Source organism: Pusillimonas sp. NJUB218, from assembly GCF_003788685.1.
Taxonomy (GTDB): Bacteria; Pseudomonadota; Gammaproteobacteria; order Burkholderiales; family Burkholderiaceae_B; genus Neopusillimonas.
Genome location: NZ_NQMK01000003.1, coordinates 41,041 through 59,647 on the forward strand (window position 1 = coordinate 41,041; position 18,607 = coordinate 59,647).

The following is an 18,607-nucleotide window of genomic DNA, read 5'->3' on the forward strand; positions in this document are numbered from 1 at the left end:
ATAGCAATATAAGTAAATTGCGCCGGTGTGCGCCTTATCTCACTGGTCGTTTCCGGAGGGTTTGGGCACACTAGCCCAGATACTCAAGTTCAGGTTTGAAGGGGATTCCTAATGACAACATCTAAAGACTCCACACCACTGGCTGGCCTGGTGGTCAGCGCGCATTCGGCCGACTTTGTCTGGCGTGCGGGCGGTGCTATTGCCGCTCACGTCGAACAAGGCTATCGCATGAAAATCGTTTGCTTGTCGTTTGGCGAGCGCGGCGAATCGGCCAAGTTGTGGCGCAAGGGCGAAATGACCCTCGAAAAAGTTAAAGCGGCGCGGCTTGAAGAAGCGCAGAAGGCTGCCGATATTCTTGGCGCCGAAATCGAGTTCTTCGATCTGGGTGACTACCCGTTGCGCGTCAGCGACGAGGCCCTGATGCGTTTGGTCGATATTTATCGCGAACTTCAACCCGCCTTTGTGCTCAGTCACTCGGCCAAAGACCCCTACAACTTCGACCACCCGCTGGCCATGCACGTGGCACAAGAAGCGCGTGTCATTGCCCAGGCCGAAGGCCACAACCCAGGGCAGAAAGTAGTGGGCGCACCGCCGGTTTATGCATTCGAGCCGCATCAAACAGAGCAATGCGAATGGGTGCCCAACACCTTCCTCGATATCACCCATGTATGGGACAAAAAGCGCCAGGCGATCGAGTGCATGGCGGGCCAGGAACACCTGTGGGCTTATTACACGCGCGTTGCACAGCAGCGTGGCGTACAGGCCAAGCGCAACATTGGTATTACCGCGGCACGAAACATTGAATATGCCGAAGGTTATATGCGTCTTACCCCCAGCGTCGTCGGAGACTTGTCATGAATCGTGGTGTTGTCGTTCGTAAAGTAACGCGTGCAGCGCAAGCCGATATTGACATGCTGCGTGAGGCCGGATCGGCCACTGTGCACGAGGCACAGGCTCGCCTGGGCCTGCTGGCGCCGTATATGCGCCCGATCTGGTCGGGGGCGCAAATTGCCGGTTCGGCCATTACCGTACTGGCCCCACCCGCAGACAATTGGATGATCCACGTCGCGATGGAGCAATGCCAGGCTGGCGATATTCTGGTTGTGGCCACCACTTCCGAGTGCACCGACGGCTATTTCGGTGATCTGCTTGCGACGTCGGCCATGGCGCGAGGCGTGTTGGGTCTGGTTATCGACGCCGGGTGCCGTGACGTTGCAGTGCTTAAAGAAATGGGCTTTCCGGTCTGGTCTAAAGCTATCTCGGCGGCCGGTACCGTTAAAGAAACCCTCGGGTCGGTGAATATTCCGGTTGTTTGCGCTCAGCAGGTGGTCAACCCGGGTGATGTCATTGTTGCCGATGACGATGGAATCGTTGTGGTTCCGGTTGCACAAGCCGCCAAGGTGGCCCAGGCCGCGCGTCAACGCACCGAAAAAGAAAACGCTACGCGCGATGTGCTGGCGACCGGAAAGCTGGGGCTTGACCACTACGGCATGCGCGAACGCTTGGCCGAAAAAGGTCTGCGCTACGTCGATTCACTCGACGAACTTTAAGCACGCCAGGGCAACGTATGCAAACCAGGATTCCATGCGTGCAGATGCGAGGGGGTACGTCCAAGGGGGCGTACTTCCTGGCGACCGATTTGCCAGCTGATACGGCCCTTCGAGATCGCGTTTTGCTTGCCGTCATGGGTTCGCCCGATGCGCGGCAAATCGACGGTATCGGCGGGGCCGACCCGCTGACCAGCAAGGTGGCCATTCTCGGGCCTGCTTCGCGCCCCGATGCCGATATCGACTACTTGTTTGCCCAGGTGGTCGTCAATGAAGCCCGCGTCGACCTTGGCCAGAATTGCGGCAATATTCTGGCGGGTGTTGGCCCCTACGCTATCGAAACCGGCATGGTCAAAGCCGTGCATGGGGTGACACGCGTGGCCATCCATATGGTCAACACGGGGCAAATTGCTGTTGCGTCGGTACCCACGCCTAATGGCGTGGTCCAGTACGACGGCGATCAGGCTATCGACGGCGTGCCGGGTACGGCTGCGCCTATTCCCATTGAGTTTCGGGACACGGCAGGCTCGACCTGCGGCGCGCTGTTGCCGACAGGTAATGTTAGCGACATCATCGATGGCGTTCAGGTGACGTGTATCGATAACGGTATGCCGATGGTGCTGCTGCGTGCAGCCGATCTGGGCCGCACGGGGCGCGAATCGCGCGCCGACCTCGACGCAGATGTCCAGCTCAAGCAGCGTATCGAAGCCATCCGCCTTAAGGCGGGGCCAATGATGAATCTGGGCGACGTGGCTCAGCGTACTGTACCCAAAATGTGCCTGGTCTCCGAGCCTGCCCAGGGCGGCGCTATCAATACGCGTTGTTTTATTCCTCATCGCTGTCATGCCTCTATTGGCGTCTTGGCGGCGGTTAGTGTCGCTACCGCAGTGGCTTTGCCCGGGTCAGTTTGTCAGGGTGTGGGGCAGATGCCCTCGGGTTCGAATCCGTGCCTCGACATCGAACACCCCACGGGGCATTTAAGTGTCGAGCTGACGCTGCAAGGCGAAGGCAGCCAGGTTAGCGTTGTCAGCGCCGCGCTTATTCGCACGGCACGTTGGCTTTTCGACGGGCGTGTACATATTCCGTCGCGTATCTGGTCGGGCCCCGGCCAGTAAATTTATACAGGTTCACCATGAGCAAACAAGCACTACTGCTATTGCCAGGTCTGTTGTGTGATGAGGCCGTCTGGACACATCAGCAGCGGGCTTTGTCGGCCATTGCCGATTCCTTTGTGCCCGACTACAAGTCGTTGGACTCCATTACCGCCATGGCCGAAAAGGTCTTGCGCGATGCGCCCACCCAGGTATTCGCGCTTGCAGGACACTCTATGGGCGGGCGTGTGGCCCTCGAGGTGGTGCGTATGGCGCCCCAGCGCGTCTCGCGTCTGGCTTTGCTCGATACTGGGTTCGAGCCGATCGCTGCAGGCGAGGCTGGCGAGCAAGAGCGGGCTAAACGCATGCGTTTGCTCGACATTGCCAAGGCCGAGGGTATGCGTGCCATGGGTAAACAGTGGGCGCCGGGCATGGTTCACCCCGACCGCGTCAACTCGCCGCTTTTCGACGATATCCTCGACATGATCGAGCGCCGTACTCCGGCCGAGTTCGAAGCGCAAATTAATGCGCTGTTGGGTCGCCCCGATGCCGGCCCGGTACTGGCGTCGCTGTCGTGCCCCACCAGCCTGATTTGTGGCCGTCAAGACGCCTGGAGCCCCTACGCGCGACACGAAGTCATGCAGGGCATGATTCCCGCATCGCTGGCTACCTTAAGTGCCGTCGAAGACAGCGGGCATATGTCGACCATGGAGCGGCCGGATGCGGTCAGTGCCTTGCTGGCACAATGGTTGTTGCGTTAACTGATATCTGAGGTATACATGAGCTCATCTGTTGAAGACGTCCTGGCGATTCAGGCGGTATGTAAAGACTTGGCCGCCCGCACGGCCTATTACTCCGACTTGCAAGACTACGAATCGTTTGCGCAGTTGTTTACCGAAGATGCGCAACTGACACGGCCCGGCGGCACGCCGTTAGTGGGTCGTCAGGCCATTCTCGATTCATATCGCGCCAAGCCGGCCGACCGCATTACCCGTCATTTTGTGACCAATTCTGTGGTGTACGACATTACGCCCGGCAGTGCGTCCATGAGCAGCTATGTTTTGCTCTGGAGCAGCTCTACCAACGAGCCGGTCGAAGCCTTTGGCCGCAAAGCCAATGCGCGCCAGGTTGCAGGCGAATTCATCGACAAGGTTGTACTGACCGACGAGGGTTGGAAAATTGCCGAGCGCAGCGCAATTTTTCATATGTACACCGACTGACTTCATTGATCATCGTCTTGCCGGAGGATGCTATGGCGAATGACAAAAGCGCGCCCGAGATTCGCAAGATCGGGCTGATTGGTTTTGGCGAGGCCGGCGGCTTGTTGGGCGAAGGCCTGGTCAAGGCGGGCCTGTGGGTCACGGCTTACGACATCAAGTGTCACGACGCGAACGCGTTGGCATCGCTCGAGCAGCGTGCCGAAGCGGCAGGCGTTTTACTCGCTGCATCGCTTGAGCAGGCCGTTTCCTCGGTTGATCTGGTGGTGTCGGCGGTAACGGCCAGTTCGGCGGCGCAGGTGGCTGAACAAGCCGGCCCCCTTATGCGGGCCGGCCAGTATTTTCTGGATATCAACTCGGTGTCGCCCTCGACCAAGGCGCACGACCGTAATGCCATAGAAAGCGCCGGCGCGGCCTATGTCGAAGCTGCAGTCATGGCGCCCGTGCCGCCCTACGGTTTGCATGTGCCTATGCTGCTAGGGGGCTCGCAAGCACAAGCGGTATCGACGGCGTTGAATGCCCTGGGCATGCGTACCCGGACGGTGTCGGCCGACGTTGGCGTGGCGTCGGCGATCAAAATGTGTCGCAGCGTCATGATCAAGGGCATTGAGGCCTTGACGGTCGAATGCCTGACGGCGGCCCGTCGTTACGGTGCCGAGCACGAAGTGCTGGCTTCGCTCGCCGAAACCTTTCCGGGCATGGGCTGGACGGAAAAGCAGCCTCATTATTTAATCAGCCGCGTGGCCGAGCATGGCCGTCGACGTGCGGCCGAGATGCGTGAGGTGGCAGAAACCTTGTCCGACGCGCAAGTCGACCCCGTTATGGCGTTGGCGACGGCAACGCTGCAAGACGCCTTTGTTGATTTGATGGCGGCCAAAGGCGTGGCTTACCCCAAAGATCAGGCCTTCGATTGGCCGTCGTTTATTGATCAACTACGCAATTGAAAGACAGGCCACCGTTGTGTCCATCTCGAGACCGTCGGTATAAAAACAGCCCCGGCTTTGTAAACCAAAGTCGGGGCTGTTTTCATGCCGCGGCATAACGCTGCGGCATTGGGTTGAGGCGCTTAAGCAGCCCGAAGGTGTTTAAGCTGGTTGTGTGGGTCGATGACGAATTTCTTGGGTGCGCCGTGATCGAAGGCTTCGTAGCCGCGCGGTGCATCGTCTAGCGAAATCACCTGCACACCGACGATTTCTGCGATGTTGATGCGGTCCCACAAGATGGCTTGCATCAGGGCACGGTTGTACTTCATGACGGGCGTTTGGCCTGTGAAGAAGCTGTGCGACTTGGCCCAGCCCAGCCCGAAGCGAACACTCAGTGAACCGTGTTTGGCGGCATCGTCGACGGCGCCGGGGTCTTCAGTGACGTAGAGGCCGGGAATACCGATTTTGCCGGCGGCACGCGTGATGTTCATGAGCGAGTTCAGGACCGTGGCGGGCGCTTCGACCTGCGAGCCGCTGTGGCCGTGGCCGCGCGCCTCGAAGCCAACGGCGTCGATGGCGCAGTCTACTTCGGGGGTACCCAGGATAGCGGCAATTTGTTCGCCCAGCGGGGTGTCGAGCGAGACGTCGACGGTTTCAAAGCCGACGGCACGGGCATGTGCCAGACGTTCGGCGTTCAGGTCGCCCACAATAACGACCGCAGCGCCCAGCAAGCGTGCCGATGCGGCGGCCGATAACCCGACCGGGCCAGCGCCGGCCACATACACCGTACTGCCTGGGCCTACCCCTGCCGTTACCGCGCCGTGAAAGCCGGTGGGCAAAATATCAGACAGGCAGGTCAGGTCGCGAATTTTTTCCATGGCCTGATCACGATCGGGGAACTTGAGCAAGTTGAAGTCGGCATACGGCACCATGACGTACTCGGCTTGGCCGCCGATCCAGCCGCCCATGTCGACGTAACCGTAGGCGCCGCCCGCGCGTGACGGGTTGACAGACAAGCACACGCCGGTGTCTTGTTCTTTGCACGTACGGCAACGGCCGCAGGCTACGTTAAAAGGTACCGAAACGATATCGCCCTTTTTCATGGTTTCGACGTCACGGCCGACTTCGAGCACTTCGCCGGTGATTTCGTGGCCCAGAATAAGGCCGGTGGGGGCGGTGGTACGGCCGCGCACCATGTGCTGGTCTGAGCCGCAGATATTGGTGGACAGTACTTTAAGAATGACCCCGTGTTCGGCTTTTTTGCCGTTGGGGGCGACGAGCTCGGGGAACGGGATGGATTGAACTTCTACCTTGCCTGGGCCGACGTAGGCAACGCCTCGATTAGATGACATGTCTCTTGCTCCTTTGTGGTTGGGGTAAAGCTTTGGGTCTTGTTATGTACGGTTTCCTGATAATAGCAACTCCGCACGGTTATGACGTCTTGCGTTGCAATACTTCGGGTCGCCCCCAATCGGGGTCGCCGCGCCAGGCGGGTTCGATCGTGACACTGCCGCCGGCAATGCGTGAAACGCAAGTACACATTTTGTGCTGTTCGGCTTGTTGGGCCGGGCTGTAAAAAACGTCGCGATGGTCGATGGCGCCATCGGCAGCAATGATATCGACACTGCACAAGCCGCATTCGCCGCGACGGCAATTTGACAGTGTGGTGACACCGGCGGCATTCAGTGCGTCTAGCATGGTTTGCCCAGTGCCCACGCTTACGTCAATGCCCAAGCGCGGTACATGTACGGTAAACGTTTGTGTGGGGTGGTGTCCGCTGGCGCCAAAAGTTTCGTATCGAAGATTGGCGCTGGGCCGTCCTTGTTGAGCCCAAATGCTGCGTACCGCTTCCATCAGGCCGATCGGGCCGCACATGGCCAGTTGGCCGTCGGGTGGCAGCGCGCCGATCAAGGCATTTAGGTCGGGTGCCGGGTGGGTGTCTGCGACGTGAATATCAAGGGCATCGCCCAGCAGGGTACGTAAGGTGTCGGCATAGGCCTGCTCTTGCGTGTTACGCACCAGGTAAGTCATGTGTACGGGCCGTTGGCGCTGAACCAGTGCGCGGGCGTGACTGACCAGTGGCGTAACGCCGATTCCGCCGGCCAGCAGTAATACTTCGGGCGCAGTCCAGGAAGGTTCGAACAGCGAAACGGGTTCGCTGGCGCGCAAACGTGTGCCGGATTTGAGCGACCACATGTATTGCGAGCCGCCCCGACTGACATCGACGGCTTTGACCGCAATGATGACTTGCCCGTTGGTATGGCTATCGACAATGGAGTAAGAGCGGGTTTCGGGCAGGTTGCCCACTATGACCTGGACGTTGATATGCGCGCCTGCGGCTGCGGTTACCGCTTGGGGGAATTGCAGCGTAAATTCGCGGACGGTGGGCGTCAGGTCGCGTACCTGCACAACCTGCGTGTCGAACCATGTCAAACCGTTCACGCCCGCACCTCTTTTAGTGCAATGACTTTGCCAGCAGGTGCGACGTTGGTTTCTTTGTCGATCATCTGGTCAATCAGGCGGCGCGCCCACAGCGAACCGGCGTCGATGCTGAGGTTGTAGAACTCGCGGTCAGGCAGGCGATTCATGGCTTGTTGCTGGGCTTCGATAATGGTTTCGTCTTCGTGCAATATGCCGCCGGCCGCTTGCAGAACTTCGCGTGTTACGCGTTGCTCGTTGATGCGGTAATTACGCATGTGACACCAGAAGTAATAGGTGTGTTGTTCGGTAGACGGGGTGGGAATATGAATGACCCACATACCGACGCCTTGAGAGCGATCACCTTCGGGCGCACCACTGCCCGCCGGGGCGACACCAACGTCAAGCGCAATGGTGCTGGGGGCTTTGAAATGAATGATTTGCCAGCGGTCGACCGGGCCGGGCTTGCCCAATTGAGCCGCCCAAAAGGCCGGTGCCTCTTCGTTCAGTACCCAGCGACGTACCGTGGCAGTGGTTTCGCCGTGTACGGCATCGAATGGCGCTTCGGCCAGGGCTTCGTTGCCGATACTGGAGGCGTGTACGTAAGTTTCGTGGGTGAGGTCCATCAGGTTGTCGAGCACAAGGCGGTAGTCGGCCTTGACTTCCACCATGTTGCCATCGCCCGCCCATTGCGCGTCGGTCATCCATTTCAGGTCGGGGATGAGTGCCGGGTCGGCCAGTGCCGGGTCGCCAGGCCATACCCAGATAAAGCGATGCCGCTCGACGATGGGGTAAGACCGTACACAGGCTGACGGATTGATGGTTTCCTGGCTGGGCATGTGTGTGCAGCGGCCGTCGGCATTGAATTGCAGACCGTGGTAACCGCAGCGGACTTCGTCGCCCACCAGCGTACCCAATGAAAGCGGTACCAGGCGATGCCAGCAGGCGTCGGCCAGGGCTACGGCTTTGCCGTTGGTTTGGCGGTACAGCACCATGGGCTCATTGCAGATGGTGCGCGACAGCAGTTTGCGGCCGACTTCGGCGTCCCAGGCGGCCACATACCAGGCGTTCATGGGAAAGGTGGGGCGTGCCGACATGGTTGTCTCCGGCAAGATAATTGTTTTGATAGAGGGCGGCCCCGGCGGGCGCCGGGGCTTTGGCGTGCGACGACTAGCGTGCGTCGGGTACGCGGCGGGTTTTCATGAAGTCTTCGAACGATTCGCCGCGCATGATCGCGTAGACCTCGAGGTTGGATTTGCGTGCAACGCGGGCGAACTTTTCGAGGACGAAAAAGTTGACCCCGTGCTGCACCAGACCCAGCCAGTCTTGCTTGCGAACCAGGTCTTTTTCGGTGTCGTTCAGCCCGGCTTCGGTCATGACCCCTTCGGGGTCTTTCAGGTAGCGTTCACGCCACTCGGCCTTGATCATGTTCCAGAAAAACCGGTTGACGTTCAGGGTGCGATTGCAGGTACGGATGTCGAAGGCATAGGTGCCTTCGATGTTTTCAATGCCTTCAAGTTGTGGATTCATGTCGAGCCCCTTAAGCGTTGGCAGCGGCAGCGGTTGCCTGGTCGGCACTGGCGCTGACTTCGTCGCCTTCAAACAAAACGACAGTCATGGCGGTGGTGGTGGCCAGGTAGTAGTTTTGATGGATTTTGTTGATTTTTTCGGGCATGGCACCGCGCATGGCCAGCCACATGATTTGTTCGACGCTTTCGGCGCCGCCCAGTCGGACATAGTCGGCGTGGGTCATGTCTAGCAGTTTTTGCGGGTTGTGCTGCAGCAGCTCGAGGAATTCGAGATCCCATTCTTCGTTGTTGAAGCCGGTGCGTTCGCCATGAATCTGGTGCGACAGGCCGCCGGTGCCCACAATGACGACATTCAAGTCTTTGGGGTAGGACTCGATGGCGCGACGAATGGCTTGACCCAGTTTGTAGCAACGGCGGGGTGTAGGCAGGGGGTACTGCAATACGTTGACCGCAATAGGGACAATTGCACCGGGCCAGTCGGGCTCGTGTTTCCAGAGCAGTGGTAGTGGCGAAGCGCAACCATGGTCGATGGGCTTGTTCTGGAAGATGGTCAGGTCGAACTCGTCGTTGACGAGGGACTCGGCAATATGCGCCTGAAGATCGACGTCGCCCTTGATTTGCGGCAGGTTGCGCAGGCCAGCGCCTTCGTCGGCAATGGGGAAGCGTTCGCCGACGCCCAAGGCAAATGTCGGGTACATGTCGAAGAAGAATGTGGTGGCGTGGTCGTTATAAATGAAGACCAGGACATCCGCTTTTTTGTCTTCGAGCCATTGGGCTACGGGTTTGTAGCCGTCAAACAGCGGCTTCCATGCGGGATCTTCTTGACGACCGCGGTCGTAGGCCAGGGCGATGGTGGGGACGTGGGAGGTGCCGATGCAGCCAATGATTTTAGCCATGATGGTTCCTGGTAACGATTAAAGTGACACGTACCCGGCTTCTTCGGCCGCCAGCTTGTACAACACGCTGCGCATCATCAGGCCGGGTTTGTCGGGAGCAAAGTTAAGGTCGAATTGAGGTTCGATATCAGTTTGGACTACCTTGAGGATGGCTTCAAGGGCATCGACATCTTCGAGGTAGGCCTTTGTTGAGGCGTCGTACATGAACTGGTTGATTTCGGCGTCATCGTGGGCGAAGTCGCGCGAGTTGAACCACCAGTAGTGAATACGACCGTTGGACTCAGGCGTGATCAGGTGGGTGATGTTGAAACGGTACACCGACGGTTTGCCCTCGTCGGGTGCATGATCGATGATCTGGGCAAATGCCGTATGAATGGCCGGTGAAGCAAAGCGTGCTTCGGACAGTCGGTCGACATCTTTGTGCATGATTTTTGCCGGAATGCCGTAAATGCCCGGGGGCGGTGAATTCTTAAGCGATCGGTCGATGATGACGACATTGCCGTCTTGGCGCACCTTGAGTTTGGACCGGGCGTAAGCCGCGGTGCCGACGGTACCCGGGTGCAAGAACGGGAAGTGGGTTTGATCGAGCAGGTTTTCGTGCATCGATACATAGTCGCAGTCCATGGCAAACGAACCGCCCACGCTGGCCCAGGCCGGGTCGTTCAGCCAGGAGGTGTCAGGGATAAGGCTTTCGTCGGCCAGGTCGGGGTTGCCCATCCAGATCCAGACCAGGGGGCCGCGCTCGGCCAGCGGAAACGAGCGGACATTAGCGTTGGCCGGCACGATTGGCATGGAGGGCATGTTGGTGCAACGGCCCGATGGGTCGAATGCCATGCCATGGTAGCCACAGACCAGGGTGTCGCCTTCGAGGCGGCCTTTGGCCAGCGGGAATGAGCGGTGCGGGCAGCGGTTGCGCACGGCGATGGGTTCGCCGGCCAGGGTGCGATACAACGCGACGTCGACACCCAGAAAGCGGCGCGCGATGATATCGCGGGAGATTTCTTTGGCCAGCCCAGCGACATACCAGGCGTTGCGTACCAGGGGTGTGTTGTGGTCGGCATAGGCGCCGCGTTCGAATGTAAAGGCAATATCGTCGGTGTAAGTCATGAAGTGTCTCCTAGGCGTCGAGGACAAGGCGCGCGCCGGTTGTGCGGGAAACGCAAATACAAAGCGTCTCGCCGGATTGTTTTTCGTCTTGATCGAGATAGCGGTCGCGGTGGACCAGTTCGCCATCGGTGTCGAGGACGGGCAAGGGGCACAGGCCGCATTCGCCGCGTCGGCAGTCGGACAGTACGCTGACGCCGGCTTGCGTAAGCGCATCAAGGATGCTGACGTCGCGACCGACGTGAACGACCCGGCCCGACGCGCGTAATTCGACATCGAAGGCGACGTCGTTAACCGTAGGGCCGGATGAGAACAGTTCACTGCGCACCCGACCGGTGGGCCAGCCCAGTGCGTCGGCCGCGGCCTGAACCGCGTGCACCATGGGTGCGGGGCCGCATACGTAAACGTTGGTGTGGGCCGGCTGCGCGGCTAGCACGCTACGAAAATCGAGCGGATTTTGGTTGGATTCGCCACTGATATGAATTCGGGCCTGGGCCCCGCCCAAACGCTGGACATCTTGCCGATAAGCCATGTCGGCGGCGTTGCGCCCGGCATAAATCATTTCGAAAGGCTTGTTGCGACGTACTACGCTGCGCAGCATGGACAGAATGGGCGTGATGCCGATGCCGCCCGCAATAAGCAGGGTTTTGCCGTCGCGCCGATCGAGCGGGAAATGATTTTTTGGAGGCGAAATGTGAAGAGTGGTGCCGACAACAAAGTGGTCGTGGATATAGGCCGACCCGCGTTGCCGGTCTTCGCGCTGTATGGCAATGCGGTAGATGTCGGGGGTGTCGTCCCAGGTGCCCGTACCGCCAATAAGCGAATAGTGCCGAACGATGGGGCCGCTGATGGGCGATTGGGTGTGCAGCTCGATGTGGGCGCCTGGTTCGAAGCGGGGCAGCGGCGCACCCGAGGGCGCACGCAGCAGGTATTCGCGGATGCGAGGGGTGAGCTGGCGTATGCCTGCGACCACGACGGGGATATTGCTTTGGGGCACGGCTTGTCTCCGGGGAACGTATAAACGTCGTTCACGAATATTGGATTCAAATTTTACTATTTGGGATCCAAAAAAAGCAAATAATTTTATTTTTAATGAAAAATAATGTTTTTTGGATCCCAAATTGGATTCAATTTGGTCGATAAAACGAGATTCATGTGCGGTTTGACGCATCAATGAGGTGTGCATCCCCGTACCGAGCGTTTATCATCGCACTCATTCCGGCCGGTGATTAATCTTTGTGTATCTGCTTATGACTCAGCAAACTTCAGTAATCGTTCGTCTTCGGGAAATGATTTTGCACGGCGATATCAAGCCGGGCGAACGTATGCCGGAAGCCGAGCTGGCCACGCGGCTGGGGGTGTCTCGCACGCCCGTGCGTCAGGCGTTGCCAGCACTGGCCCAGGAAGGCTTGCTGGTGCCTGCCGGCAAGCGTGGCTATTCGGTGCGCGCCTTTACTGCCCAGCACAGTATCGAGGCTCTGCGCTTGCGCGCCGTACTTGAAGGGTTTGCCGCTCGCCAGGTGGCCGACAGGGGGGCGTCACCGGCTTTGTTGGCCGCTCTGAAGGCATGTCTGGCTGAAGGCGATGCCATTTTTGCAAATCGTCAGCTTCAGGAAGATGATGAATTGCGCTATGCCGAAATGAATGCGCGGTTTCATGGCCTGATCATGCAGGCGGCCCAAATGCCGTTGCTTGAAAGTCTGACGGAGCGGTGCAATGTGGTGCCGTTTACTGCGCCGCTAAGTATCGCGTTTTCCAGCACCAGCAAAGAGCGGATGTTCGACTTTTTGTTTTACGCACACCGGCAGCATCATTCAATTGTGCAAGCCATCGAAGCCCGTCAGGGTGACCGTGCCGAGTTCCTCTTTCGCGAGCACGCATACACGCAAGAGCAAAGCCAGACCCTGAACCCTGAGCTTGGTGCCGTGATGTCGGTTCGCTCCGACGCCGTCTAAGTAAGCCGCAACCGTCGCTGTAGTGGGCAAGCTGCGGCCGAACTCTCTGCTAGAATTGTTATGTTATAACATTGCAATTTTAAAGGGGAGCTTATGAGAAAAATCATCAAACCTGTGCCGACCAGGCTGAGGACCATTTTGTTGGCCGGCATGTTCATTCCGCCCGGACTGGCTTGTGCGCAAGCGCTGCAAACCGCGCCGGTGACGGCCGACCCGGCGCCCGCTCGCACGTTGGCGCCAGTTGTGATCACCGCCAACCCACTGCGCCCGGATGCTGACACAGCGACCGTGCCAGTCGAGGTCATTGAGGGTCGCCAGCTACTGATGGCAGATCAGACCAGTTTGGGTGTAGCACTGGAAAGCTTGCCCGGGGTACATGCTGATACGTTTGGTTCAGGTGCCAGTCGGCCGGTTATACGTGGGCAAACCCTGCCGCGTGTGCAGGTATTGACCGATGGGGGTGCCGTTTTTGATGCATCCGGTGTGTCGCCGGACCACGCCGTCATGGCCGACCCCATGCTTTCCGAGCGTATCGAAGTCATACGCGGGCCCGGTGCGTTGCTGTACAGCGGCGGGGCCATTGGCGGGGTCGTCAACGTGATTGACGGTAAAGTACCGACAGCCGTCCCGGAAAATGGCGTGGAAGGGCATGTTGATGTGCGTGGTGCGACAGGGCTGAACGAACGGGCAGGCGCATTTTCTGTCACCGGCGGGGATGGCCCAATCGCGGTGCACGTCGAGGGCATGAAGCGTCGTACCGGTGATTATCGTGTGCCGGACTGGAAGACCAACCGTCTGGCGGGCTCGGATCAGGATACGTCGGCCGGCAGCGTCGGCCTGTCGTGGATTCACGATCGCGGTTACACCGGGATTGCCGTCACCCGCACGCGAAGCCGTTATGGCATCCCTGGACACAGTCATGGCTATGACGACTGCCATCCGCACGGCGATCATTTGCATTGCGGCGGTCATGACGATCATGACGACCATGACCATGACCATGGCCACGAGGAAGCAGAAGCACCGCCCCGCGTCGATCTCAAGTCGCAGCGCATTGACTTGCGAGGAGAGTACGCCCAGCCCTTCACCGGAATTGAGCGTATTAGCTGGCGTGCCGGGTTCGCCGATTACCGGCACGACGAGCTTGAGCACGACGAGGTTGCTGCCACGTACAAGAATCGTGGCCGCGACCTGAGGCTTGAGGTTGCACATGCGCCGATTGGTGGGTGGGAAGGGGTGGTGGCCGTCCAGGCCGGGCAGTCCGACTTTCGGACCTCAGGCGAAGAGCGCTTCATGCCGTCGGCCTTGACCCGAACGCAAGGGCTGGCGCTGCTTGAAGCCTATGAGACCGGCAACTGGCGCTTTGAACTCGGGGCGCGATACGATCGTCAGCGGCTTCGACCTGACAACACCGCCCCAGCTTATGGCGCGTCTGGCGCGTCGTTCTCGGCGGCAGCTACATGGCAATTTGCACCACAGTACGCGTTGTCGGTGTCGCTAACACGCGCTCAGCGTATGCCATCGGCACAAGAACTGTACGCCGATGGGGTCCATTTGGCCAGCAACACTTACGAGCGCGGCGATACCAACCTCGATAAAGAAACGGCGCATGGGATTGATATTGGCTTGCGCAAAACCGACGGCGACCTCACATTCAATGTCAACGTTTTTCACAATGAAGTTCGCGACTACATTTACGCCCGAACGCTCGATCGCTACGAAGACTTTCGTTTGATTCAATATACCCAGCGCGATGCACGTTTTACCGGGCTTGAGGCCGGTATTGATTATCGCGTCAGTCATCGTATGACCATGGGTGTGTTTGGCGATCTGGTGCATGGCCGTCTGCGCGGCGACGGCAACCTGCCGCGTATGCCGGGAGCGCGTCTGGGTTGGCGGGGCCAGGCAAACTGGGGGCCTGTTACAGCCGATGCGACGTTCTATCGGGTATTCAGCCAGCATCGTATTGGCGCGGGTGAGTCTGAAACGCCGGGCTATAACATGCTCAATCTGGGTTTATCGTACGATACGCGTGTGGGCCAGTCTGATCTGACCCTTTATGTGCGCGCACGAAACTTGCTGAATGTGCAGGCTTTCAACCACGCGTCGTATTTGGCGCAAGCCGCCCCGTTGCCGGGTCGCAGCATTATGGCGGGGGTGCGCCTTGATTACTAACCACCCTGTGCCATGTCGCCGCCGCGTCGTATTGCTCATCTCGATATGGATGCCTTCTATGCATCTGTAGAACTGCTGCGTTACCCCGATCTGCGGGGTCAGCCCGTCGTGATCGGGGGGCGCAGTACGCCTGCGCCTCGAACGCTGGCCGATGGGCGCCGCGAGTACGGCAGATTGCGTCAGTATGCGGGTCGGGGCGTGGTGACAACGTCGACCTACGAGGCGCGTGCGCTAGGTGTGTTCTCGGCCATGGGGATGATGAAGGCGGCTCAGTTGGCCCCCGAAGCTATTTTGCTGCCTGCCGATTTCCAGGCCTATCGGCATTACTCTCGTCTGTTCAAGCAGGCTGTCGCTGAAATTGCGCCGCGTATCGAAGACCGTGGCATTGATGAAATTTATATCGATTTGACGGACGTGCCGGGCGAGGCTGCGCAGCTGGGCCGACAATTGAAAGCGGCGGTGTACGAGGCCACGGGCTTGAGCTGTTCTATTGCCATTTCGCCGAACAAATTGTTGTCGAAAATCGGTTCCGAGCTGGACAAGCCCGACGGCCTGACGATTTTGACTCATGATGATCTTGACGGGCGTATCTGGCCGTTGCCCGTGTCGAAAATTAATGGCATTGGTCCTAAGGCCAACGAAAAGCTGGCGGGGCTGGGGATCGTCACGATCGCCCAACTCGCCGGCGCAGACCCCGCTTTGTTGCAGGCGCATTTTGGCCTGACCTACGCACGATGGCTGGTTGAGGTTGCACATGGTCGCGATGATCGTCCGGTGGTGACCTTCAGTCGGCCAAAATCCATCAGCCGCGAAACAACATTTGATCGCGATTTGCATGTGGTGCGCGACCGCGCAACACTGTCTGACGTGTTTCGTCGGCTGTGTGAACAGGTGGCCAATGATCTGATGCGTAAACAGTGTCGCGGGCGCACCGTGGGTATCAAGTTGCGGTTCGATGACTTTCGCACCGTGACGCGCGATATCACGCTGCCGCACGATACGGTCGACCCCACAGAAATACATGCCGCAGCGCGCCAATGCCTTCGTCGTGTTACGTTCGACGGACGCTTGCGCTTGCTGGGCGTGCGCATCAGCAGCCTGGTCGACGACTCGTCCGCATCGTTGGCCGGCCCAGGCCCGGCGCGACAGCTGACGCTATACTGAAAGCGTTTGCTCCAGAATGTGGAGCGGTTCCATGCCTGTCTGCATGTGGTGGTTTTGCATTAAAAACCGTATGGCAGGTGTGGGAATTAGAATTGCTCGGTATACTGACAAAAGAGACATCAACACCCAATTATCATGAAAAAAATACGCGAGCCCGCACAGCCTAAAAACCCGCTATCGCACAAAGAAGATCTACCTGACGACATTACCCCTGAAGTCTTCAGCAGCCATGGGCTGTGGTCGCGCCCGGGCTTTTTGGTGCGTCGCTTAAACCAGATTCATTACGCCATGTTCTTCGAAGAGTGCACCGAAGGCAGTATTACGCCGGTGCAATATGGCATTTTGACGGTGCTTTCGCAAAACCCCTGGCTAGACCAGACCACGATTGGTTACGAACTGGGGCTTGACCGCACCACGTCGGCCGACGTCATCAAACGTCTCGAAGACAAAGGCTTGCTCGAGCGACGCGTCAACCCCCAAGACAAGCGGTCGCGTCAGGCCAACATCACGACGGCAGGGCTCGAGCTCATGGTGTCGCTCAAAGACAGCATGGCCCGCGCCCAACAGCGCCTTATCGAGCCGTTATCGCCTTCCAATCGCAAGTTGTTTTTGTCTTTGCTGACCGAGCTGGTCGAGGCCAATAACCAGTACGGGCGCGCCGCGCTTAAAGCCGTTTAACGTTCACCGCGCAGGCTCTAAGGGTTTACGCCATGTTAACTTTGGCGTAATTGTCAGTATACTGACTAGAGGACTTTTAGAGGAGATCCGCTGTGAGCCGTATTCGTAAAATTGCGCTGGAAGAGCACTTTTCCGGGGTGGGTTTTGGAGACTATTCCAAAGCATTTGTAAGTTTGATTGATCCCCAGGTTGCCGCCGATCTGACCCGACGCCTGACGGATTTTGACGATGTTCGTTTGAAAGAAATGGACGCTGCCGGTATTGATTATGTGATCTTGTCGCAAACCGGCCCGGGTGTTCAGGTCGAGCAGGATGTGCAGGTGGCGATCAAGCGCGCCAAAGAAAACAATGACTTTCTGGCCCAGCAAATTGCCCGTCACCCCACGCGTTTTGGCGGCTTTGCACATTTGCCCATGCAAGACCCGCTTGCCGCCGCCAACGAGCTCGAGCGCGCGGTTAATGATCTGGGCATGAAAGGGTCGCTGGTCAATGGTCATACCAACGGGGTGTACTACGACGACCCGGCCTACGACGTGTTCTGGGAACGCATGCAGGCACTCGATGTGCCCATGTACTTGCACCCGTTTAACATGTTCGATTCGCCGCACATGTTCAGCCGTCACCCCGAACTGACGGGAGCGACGTGGGGGTGGGGCGTAGAGACGGGCACGCATGCGCTGCGCTTGCTGTTTGGTGGCGTGTTCGACCGCTTCCCCAACCTTAAGCTTATTATTGGTCATATGGGCGAAGGCTTGCCGTTTTTGCGCTGGCGCTTCGATAGCCGTTTTGCCGTTTACCCGCAGGGCGTCACCCTCAAGCGCAAGCCGTCAGAGTACTTCGGCTCTAACATCATTATCACGACCTCGGGCGTATGTTCGCACCCCGCCCTGATGGGCGCCATCGGTGAAATGGGGCCTGAAGGCGTGCTATTCTCGGTTGACTATCCCTACGAAGATACCGCCACGGCCGCGACGTTTATTGAAACCGCCCCGATGGATGAAAAAACGCGGGCGCTGGTTTGCCATGGCAATGCCGAGCGTCTGTTCAAACTGAACGGAGACAAATAAATGACGACTTTCCTGTATGGCGCCAATGTGCACGCCAACGGTATTCGTCAGCACTACCTGCGCTACGGCGGCACCGACGGTGCCCGTGCTCAGCGCGATGCTGTCATTATTGTGCCGGGCATTACCAGTCCGGCCATCACCTGGGGTTTTGTGGGCGAGCGTTTTGGTCGTCACTTCGATACCTACGTCCTCGATGTGCGTGGCCGCGGTTTGTCCGAGGCCTCGGATTCGCTCGATTACAGCCTTGATGCGCAAGCTGCTGACGTACTGGCATTTGCCCAGGCCTTAGGCCTGAAACGTTACAGCATTGTTGGGCATTCGATGGGCGGGCGTATTGGTGTGCGCGCCGCACGCACCAAGCCTGCCGGCCTGACCCGCCTGGTTATGGTCGACCCGCCCGTATCGGGTCCTGGGCGCCGCGAATACCCTTCAAAGTTGCCCTGGTATGTCGACTCTATGGCGCTGGCCCGCAAAGGTTGCGACCTCGAAGCCATGCGTGCGTTTTGCCCCACATGGACCGACGAACAACTTCGCTTGCGTGCCGAATGGCTGCACACCTGCGACGAGCGCGCCATTATTACCAGCTTCAATGCATTTCATACCGATGACGTTCATGTCGATATGCCGGCTGTTGACGTGCCCTGCATGCTCATGGTCGCCGAGCGTGGCGACGTGATCCGCGAAGAAGACATTGCCGAAATCAAGACACTCATCGCCGATGTTCAGGTGACGCATGTGCGTGATGCCGGTCATATGATTCCCTGGGATAACGAAGAGGGCTTTTATCAGGCCTTCGGCGATTTCCTGGGTGCGTCTTTAACTTAACGCGCAGCTTGCGCATTG

The 18,607-nt window shown here is 58.6% G+C and carries 19 protein-coding genes; 12 read left to right on the forward strand and 7 right to left on the reverse strand.

All coding sequences use genetic code 11. From position 1 onward, the window contains the following. Positions 1 to 111: 111 nt before the first annotated feature. From CHR62_RS05215 to CHR62_RS05240, 6 genes are read left to right on the forward strand one after another with little or no spacing between them, the layout of a single operon-like run. The gene (locus CHR62_RS05215; RefSeq protein ID WP_123660255.1) at positions 112 to 858 is read left to right on the forward strand and encodes a PIG-L deacetylase family protein; all 747 of its coding nucleotides are present in this window, start codon (positions 112 to 114) and stop codon (positions 856 to 858) included. Further along, the gene (locus CHR62_RS05220) at positions 855 to 1,550 is read left to right on the forward strand and encodes a 4-carboxy-4-hydroxy-2-oxoadipate aldolase/oxaloacetate decarboxylase (RefSeq protein ID WP_123660256.1); all 696 of its coding nucleotides are present in this window, start codon (positions 855 to 857) and stop codon (positions 1,548 to 1,550) included. The genes CHR62_RS05215 and CHR62_RS05220 overlap by 4 nt, the downstream gene beginning before the upstream one ends. A 17-nt stretch (positions 1,551 to 1,567) precedes the next feature. After that, positions 1,568 to 2,662: a 4-oxalomesaconate tautomerase gene (locus CHR62_RS05225; RefSeq protein ID WP_123660257.1), complete on the forward strand. Its 1,095-nt coding sequence runs from the start codon at positions 1,568 to 1,570 to the stop codon at positions 2,660 to 2,662. 17 nt (positions 2,663 to 2,679) lie between these two features. Then, positions 2,680 to 3,399, forward strand: coding sequence for an alpha/beta fold hydrolase (locus CHR62_RS05230; protein ID WP_123660258.1), 720 nt, complete (start codon positions 2,680 to 2,682; stop codon positions 3,397 to 3,399). Positions 3,400 to 3,417: 18 nt separating this feature from the next. Then, complete coding sequence (locus CHR62_RS05235; RefSeq protein WP_093971573.1) at positions 3,418 to 3,858, forward strand: nuclear transport factor 2 family protein; 441 nt, start codon at positions 3,418 to 3,420, stop codon at positions 3,856 to 3,858. Between the two features lie 32 nt (positions 3,859 to 3,890). After that, a complete protein-coding gene (locus CHR62_RS05240; RefSeq protein ID WP_123660259.1) occupies positions 3,891 to 4,799 on the forward strand; it encodes an NAD(P)-dependent oxidoreductase in 909 nt (302 codons plus the stop codon). A 122-nt stretch (positions 4,800 to 4,921) separates the two neighbouring features. Here CHR62_RS05240 and fdhA read toward each other — a convergent pair whose 3' ends face one another. The 7 genes from fdhA to CHR62_RS05275 all read right to left on the reverse strand — a co-directional run bounded on the left by fdhA (position 4,922) and on the right by CHR62_RS05275 (position 11,722). After that, a complete protein-coding gene (gene fdhA / locus CHR62_RS05245) occupies positions 4,922 to 6,130 on the reverse strand; it encodes a formaldehyde dehydrogenase, glutathione-independent (protein WP_093971575.1) in 1,209 nt (402 codons plus the stop codon). 79 nt (positions 6,131 to 6,209) lie between these two features. After that, positions 6,210 to 7,220, reverse strand: a complete 1,011-nt coding sequence (locus CHR62_RS05250; RefSeq protein ID WP_123660260.1) for a PDR/VanB family oxidoreductase — start codon at positions 7,218 to 7,220, stop codon at positions 6,210 to 6,212. Further along, positions 7,217 to 8,293: a Rieske 2Fe-2S domain-containing protein gene (locus tag CHR62_RS05255; protein WP_123660261.1), complete on the reverse strand. Its 1,077-nt coding sequence runs from the start codon at positions 8,291 to 8,293 to the stop codon at positions 7,217 to 7,219. The genes CHR62_RS05250 and CHR62_RS05255 overlap by 4 nt, the downstream gene beginning before the upstream one ends. A gap of 73 nt (positions 8,294 to 8,366) precedes the next feature. After that, positions 8,367 to 8,726, reverse strand: coding sequence for a protocatechuate 3,4-dioxygenase (locus CHR62_RS05260; RefSeq protein WP_093971578.1), 360 nt, complete (start codon positions 8,724 to 8,726; stop codon positions 8,367 to 8,369). A gap of 10 nt (positions 8,727 to 8,736) precedes the next feature. Continuing rightward, complete coding sequence (locus CHR62_RS05265; RefSeq protein ID WP_123660262.1) at positions 8,737 to 9,621, reverse strand: gallate dioxygenase; 885 nt, start codon at positions 9,619 to 9,621, stop codon at positions 8,737 to 8,739. 18 nt (positions 9,622 to 9,639) lie between these two features. Next, the gene (locus tag CHR62_RS05270; protein WP_123660263.1) at positions 9,640 to 10,728 is read right to left on the reverse strand and encodes an aromatic ring-hydroxylating dioxygenase subunit alpha; all 1,089 of its coding nucleotides are present in this window, start codon (positions 10,726 to 10,728) and stop codon (positions 9,640 to 9,642) included. Between the two features lie 10 nt (positions 10,729 to 10,738). Then, complete coding sequence (locus tag CHR62_RS05275; RefSeq protein WP_123660264.1) at positions 10,739 to 11,722, reverse strand: PDR/VanB family oxidoreductase; 984 nt, start codon at positions 11,720 to 11,722, stop codon at positions 10,739 to 10,741. A gap of 253 nt (positions 11,723 to 11,975) precedes the next feature. Here CHR62_RS05275 and CHR62_RS05280 point away from each other — a divergent pair, with 253 nt between their 5' ends. From CHR62_RS05280 to CHR62_RS05305, 6 genes are all read left to right on the forward strand, one after another. Then, positions 11,976 to 12,680, forward strand: coding sequence for a GntR family transcriptional regulator (locus CHR62_RS05280; protein ID WP_093971582.1), 705 nt, complete (start codon positions 11,976 to 11,978; stop codon positions 12,678 to 12,680). A 93-nt stretch (positions 12,681 to 12,773) separates the two neighbouring features. Beyond that, positions 12,774 to 14,855: a TonB-dependent receptor domain-containing protein gene (locus CHR62_RS05285; protein ID WP_233574884.1), complete on the forward strand. Its 2,082-nt coding sequence runs from the start codon at positions 12,774 to 12,776 to the stop codon at positions 14,853 to 14,855. 12 nt (positions 14,856 to 14,867) lie between these two features. Then, entirely contained in the window at positions 14,868 to 16,019 is a 1,152-nt protein-coding gene (gene dinB, locus CHR62_RS05290) for a DNA polymerase IV (RefSeq protein WP_123660265.1), read from the forward strand. Between the two features lie 135 nt (positions 16,020 to 16,154). Continuing rightward, entirely contained in the window at positions 16,155 to 16,697 is a 543-nt protein-coding gene (locus CHR62_RS05295; protein ID WP_123660266.1) for a MarR family winged helix-turn-helix transcriptional regulator, read from the forward strand. A 92-nt stretch (positions 16,698 to 16,789) separates the two neighbouring features. Further along, positions 16,790 to 17,764, forward strand: a complete 975-nt coding sequence (locus CHR62_RS05300) for an amidohydrolase family protein (RefSeq protein ID WP_123660267.1) — start codon at positions 16,790 to 16,792, stop codon at positions 17,762 to 17,764. Further along, a complete protein-coding gene (locus tag CHR62_RS05305) occupies positions 17,765 to 18,589 on the forward strand; it encodes an alpha/beta fold hydrolase (RefSeq protein ID WP_123660268.1) in 825 nt (274 codons plus the stop codon). Positions 18,590 to 18,607 lie beyond the last annotated feature (18 nt).

Coding starts and splice junctions, on each gene's coding strand:
- CHR62_RS05215 (WP_123660255.1), top strand. CDS start 112: ATGACAACATCTAAAGACTCCACACCACTGGCTGGCCTGGTGGTCAGC.
- CHR62_RS05220 (WP_123660256.1), top strand. CDS start 855: ATGAATCGTGGTGTTGTCGTTCGTAAAGTAACGCGTGCAGCGCAAGCC.
- CHR62_RS05225 (WP_123660257.1), top strand. CDS start 1,568: ATGCAAACCAGGATTCCATGCGTGCAGATGCGAGGGGGTACGTCCAAG.
- CHR62_RS05230 (WP_123660258.1), top strand. CDS start 2,680: ATGAGCAAACAAGCACTACTGCTATTGCCAGGTCTGTTGTGTGATGAG.
- CHR62_RS05235 (WP_093971573.1), top strand. CDS start 3,418: ATGAGCTCATCTGTTGAAGACGTCCTGGCGATTCAGGCGGTATGTAAA.
- CHR62_RS05240 (WP_123660259.1), top strand. CDS start 3,891: ATGGCGAATGACAAAAGCGCGCCCGAGATTCGCAAGATCGGGCTGATT.
- fdhA (WP_093971575.1), bottom strand. CDS start 6,130: ATGTCATCTAATCGAGGCGTTGCCTACGTCGGCCCAGGCAAGGTAGAA.
- CHR62_RS05255 (WP_123660261.1), bottom strand. CDS start 8,293: ATGTCGGCACGCCCCACCTTTCCCATGAACGCCTGGTATGTGGCCGCC.
- CHR62_RS05260 (WP_093971578.1), bottom strand. CDS start 8,726: ATGAATCCACAACTTGAAGGCATTGAAAACATCGAAGGCACCTATGCC.
- CHR62_RS05265 (WP_123660262.1), bottom strand. CDS start 9,621: ATGGCTAAAATCATTGGCTGCATCGGCACCTCCCACGTCCCCACCATC.
- CHR62_RS05270 (WP_123660263.1), bottom strand. CDS start 10,728: ATGACTTACACCGACGATATTGCCTTTACATTCGAACGCGGCGCCTAT.
- CHR62_RS05280 (WP_093971582.1), top strand. CDS start 11,976: ATGACTCAGCAAACTTCAGTAATCGTTCGTCTTCGGGAAATGATTTTG.
- CHR62_RS05285 (WP_233574884.1), top strand. CDS start 12,774: ATGAGAAAAATCATCAAACCTGTGCCGACCAGGCTGAGGACCATTTTG.
- dinB (WP_123660265.1), top strand. CDS start 14,868: ATGTCGCCGCCGCGTCGTATTGCTCATCTCGATATGGATGCCTTCTAT.
- CHR62_RS05295 (WP_123660266.1), top strand. CDS start 16,155: ATGAAAAAAATACGCGAGCCCGCACAGCCTAAAAACCCGCTATCGCAC.
- CHR62_RS05305 (WP_123660268.1), top strand. CDS start 17,765: ATGACGACTTTCCTGTATGGCGCCAATGTGCACGCCAACGGTATTCGT.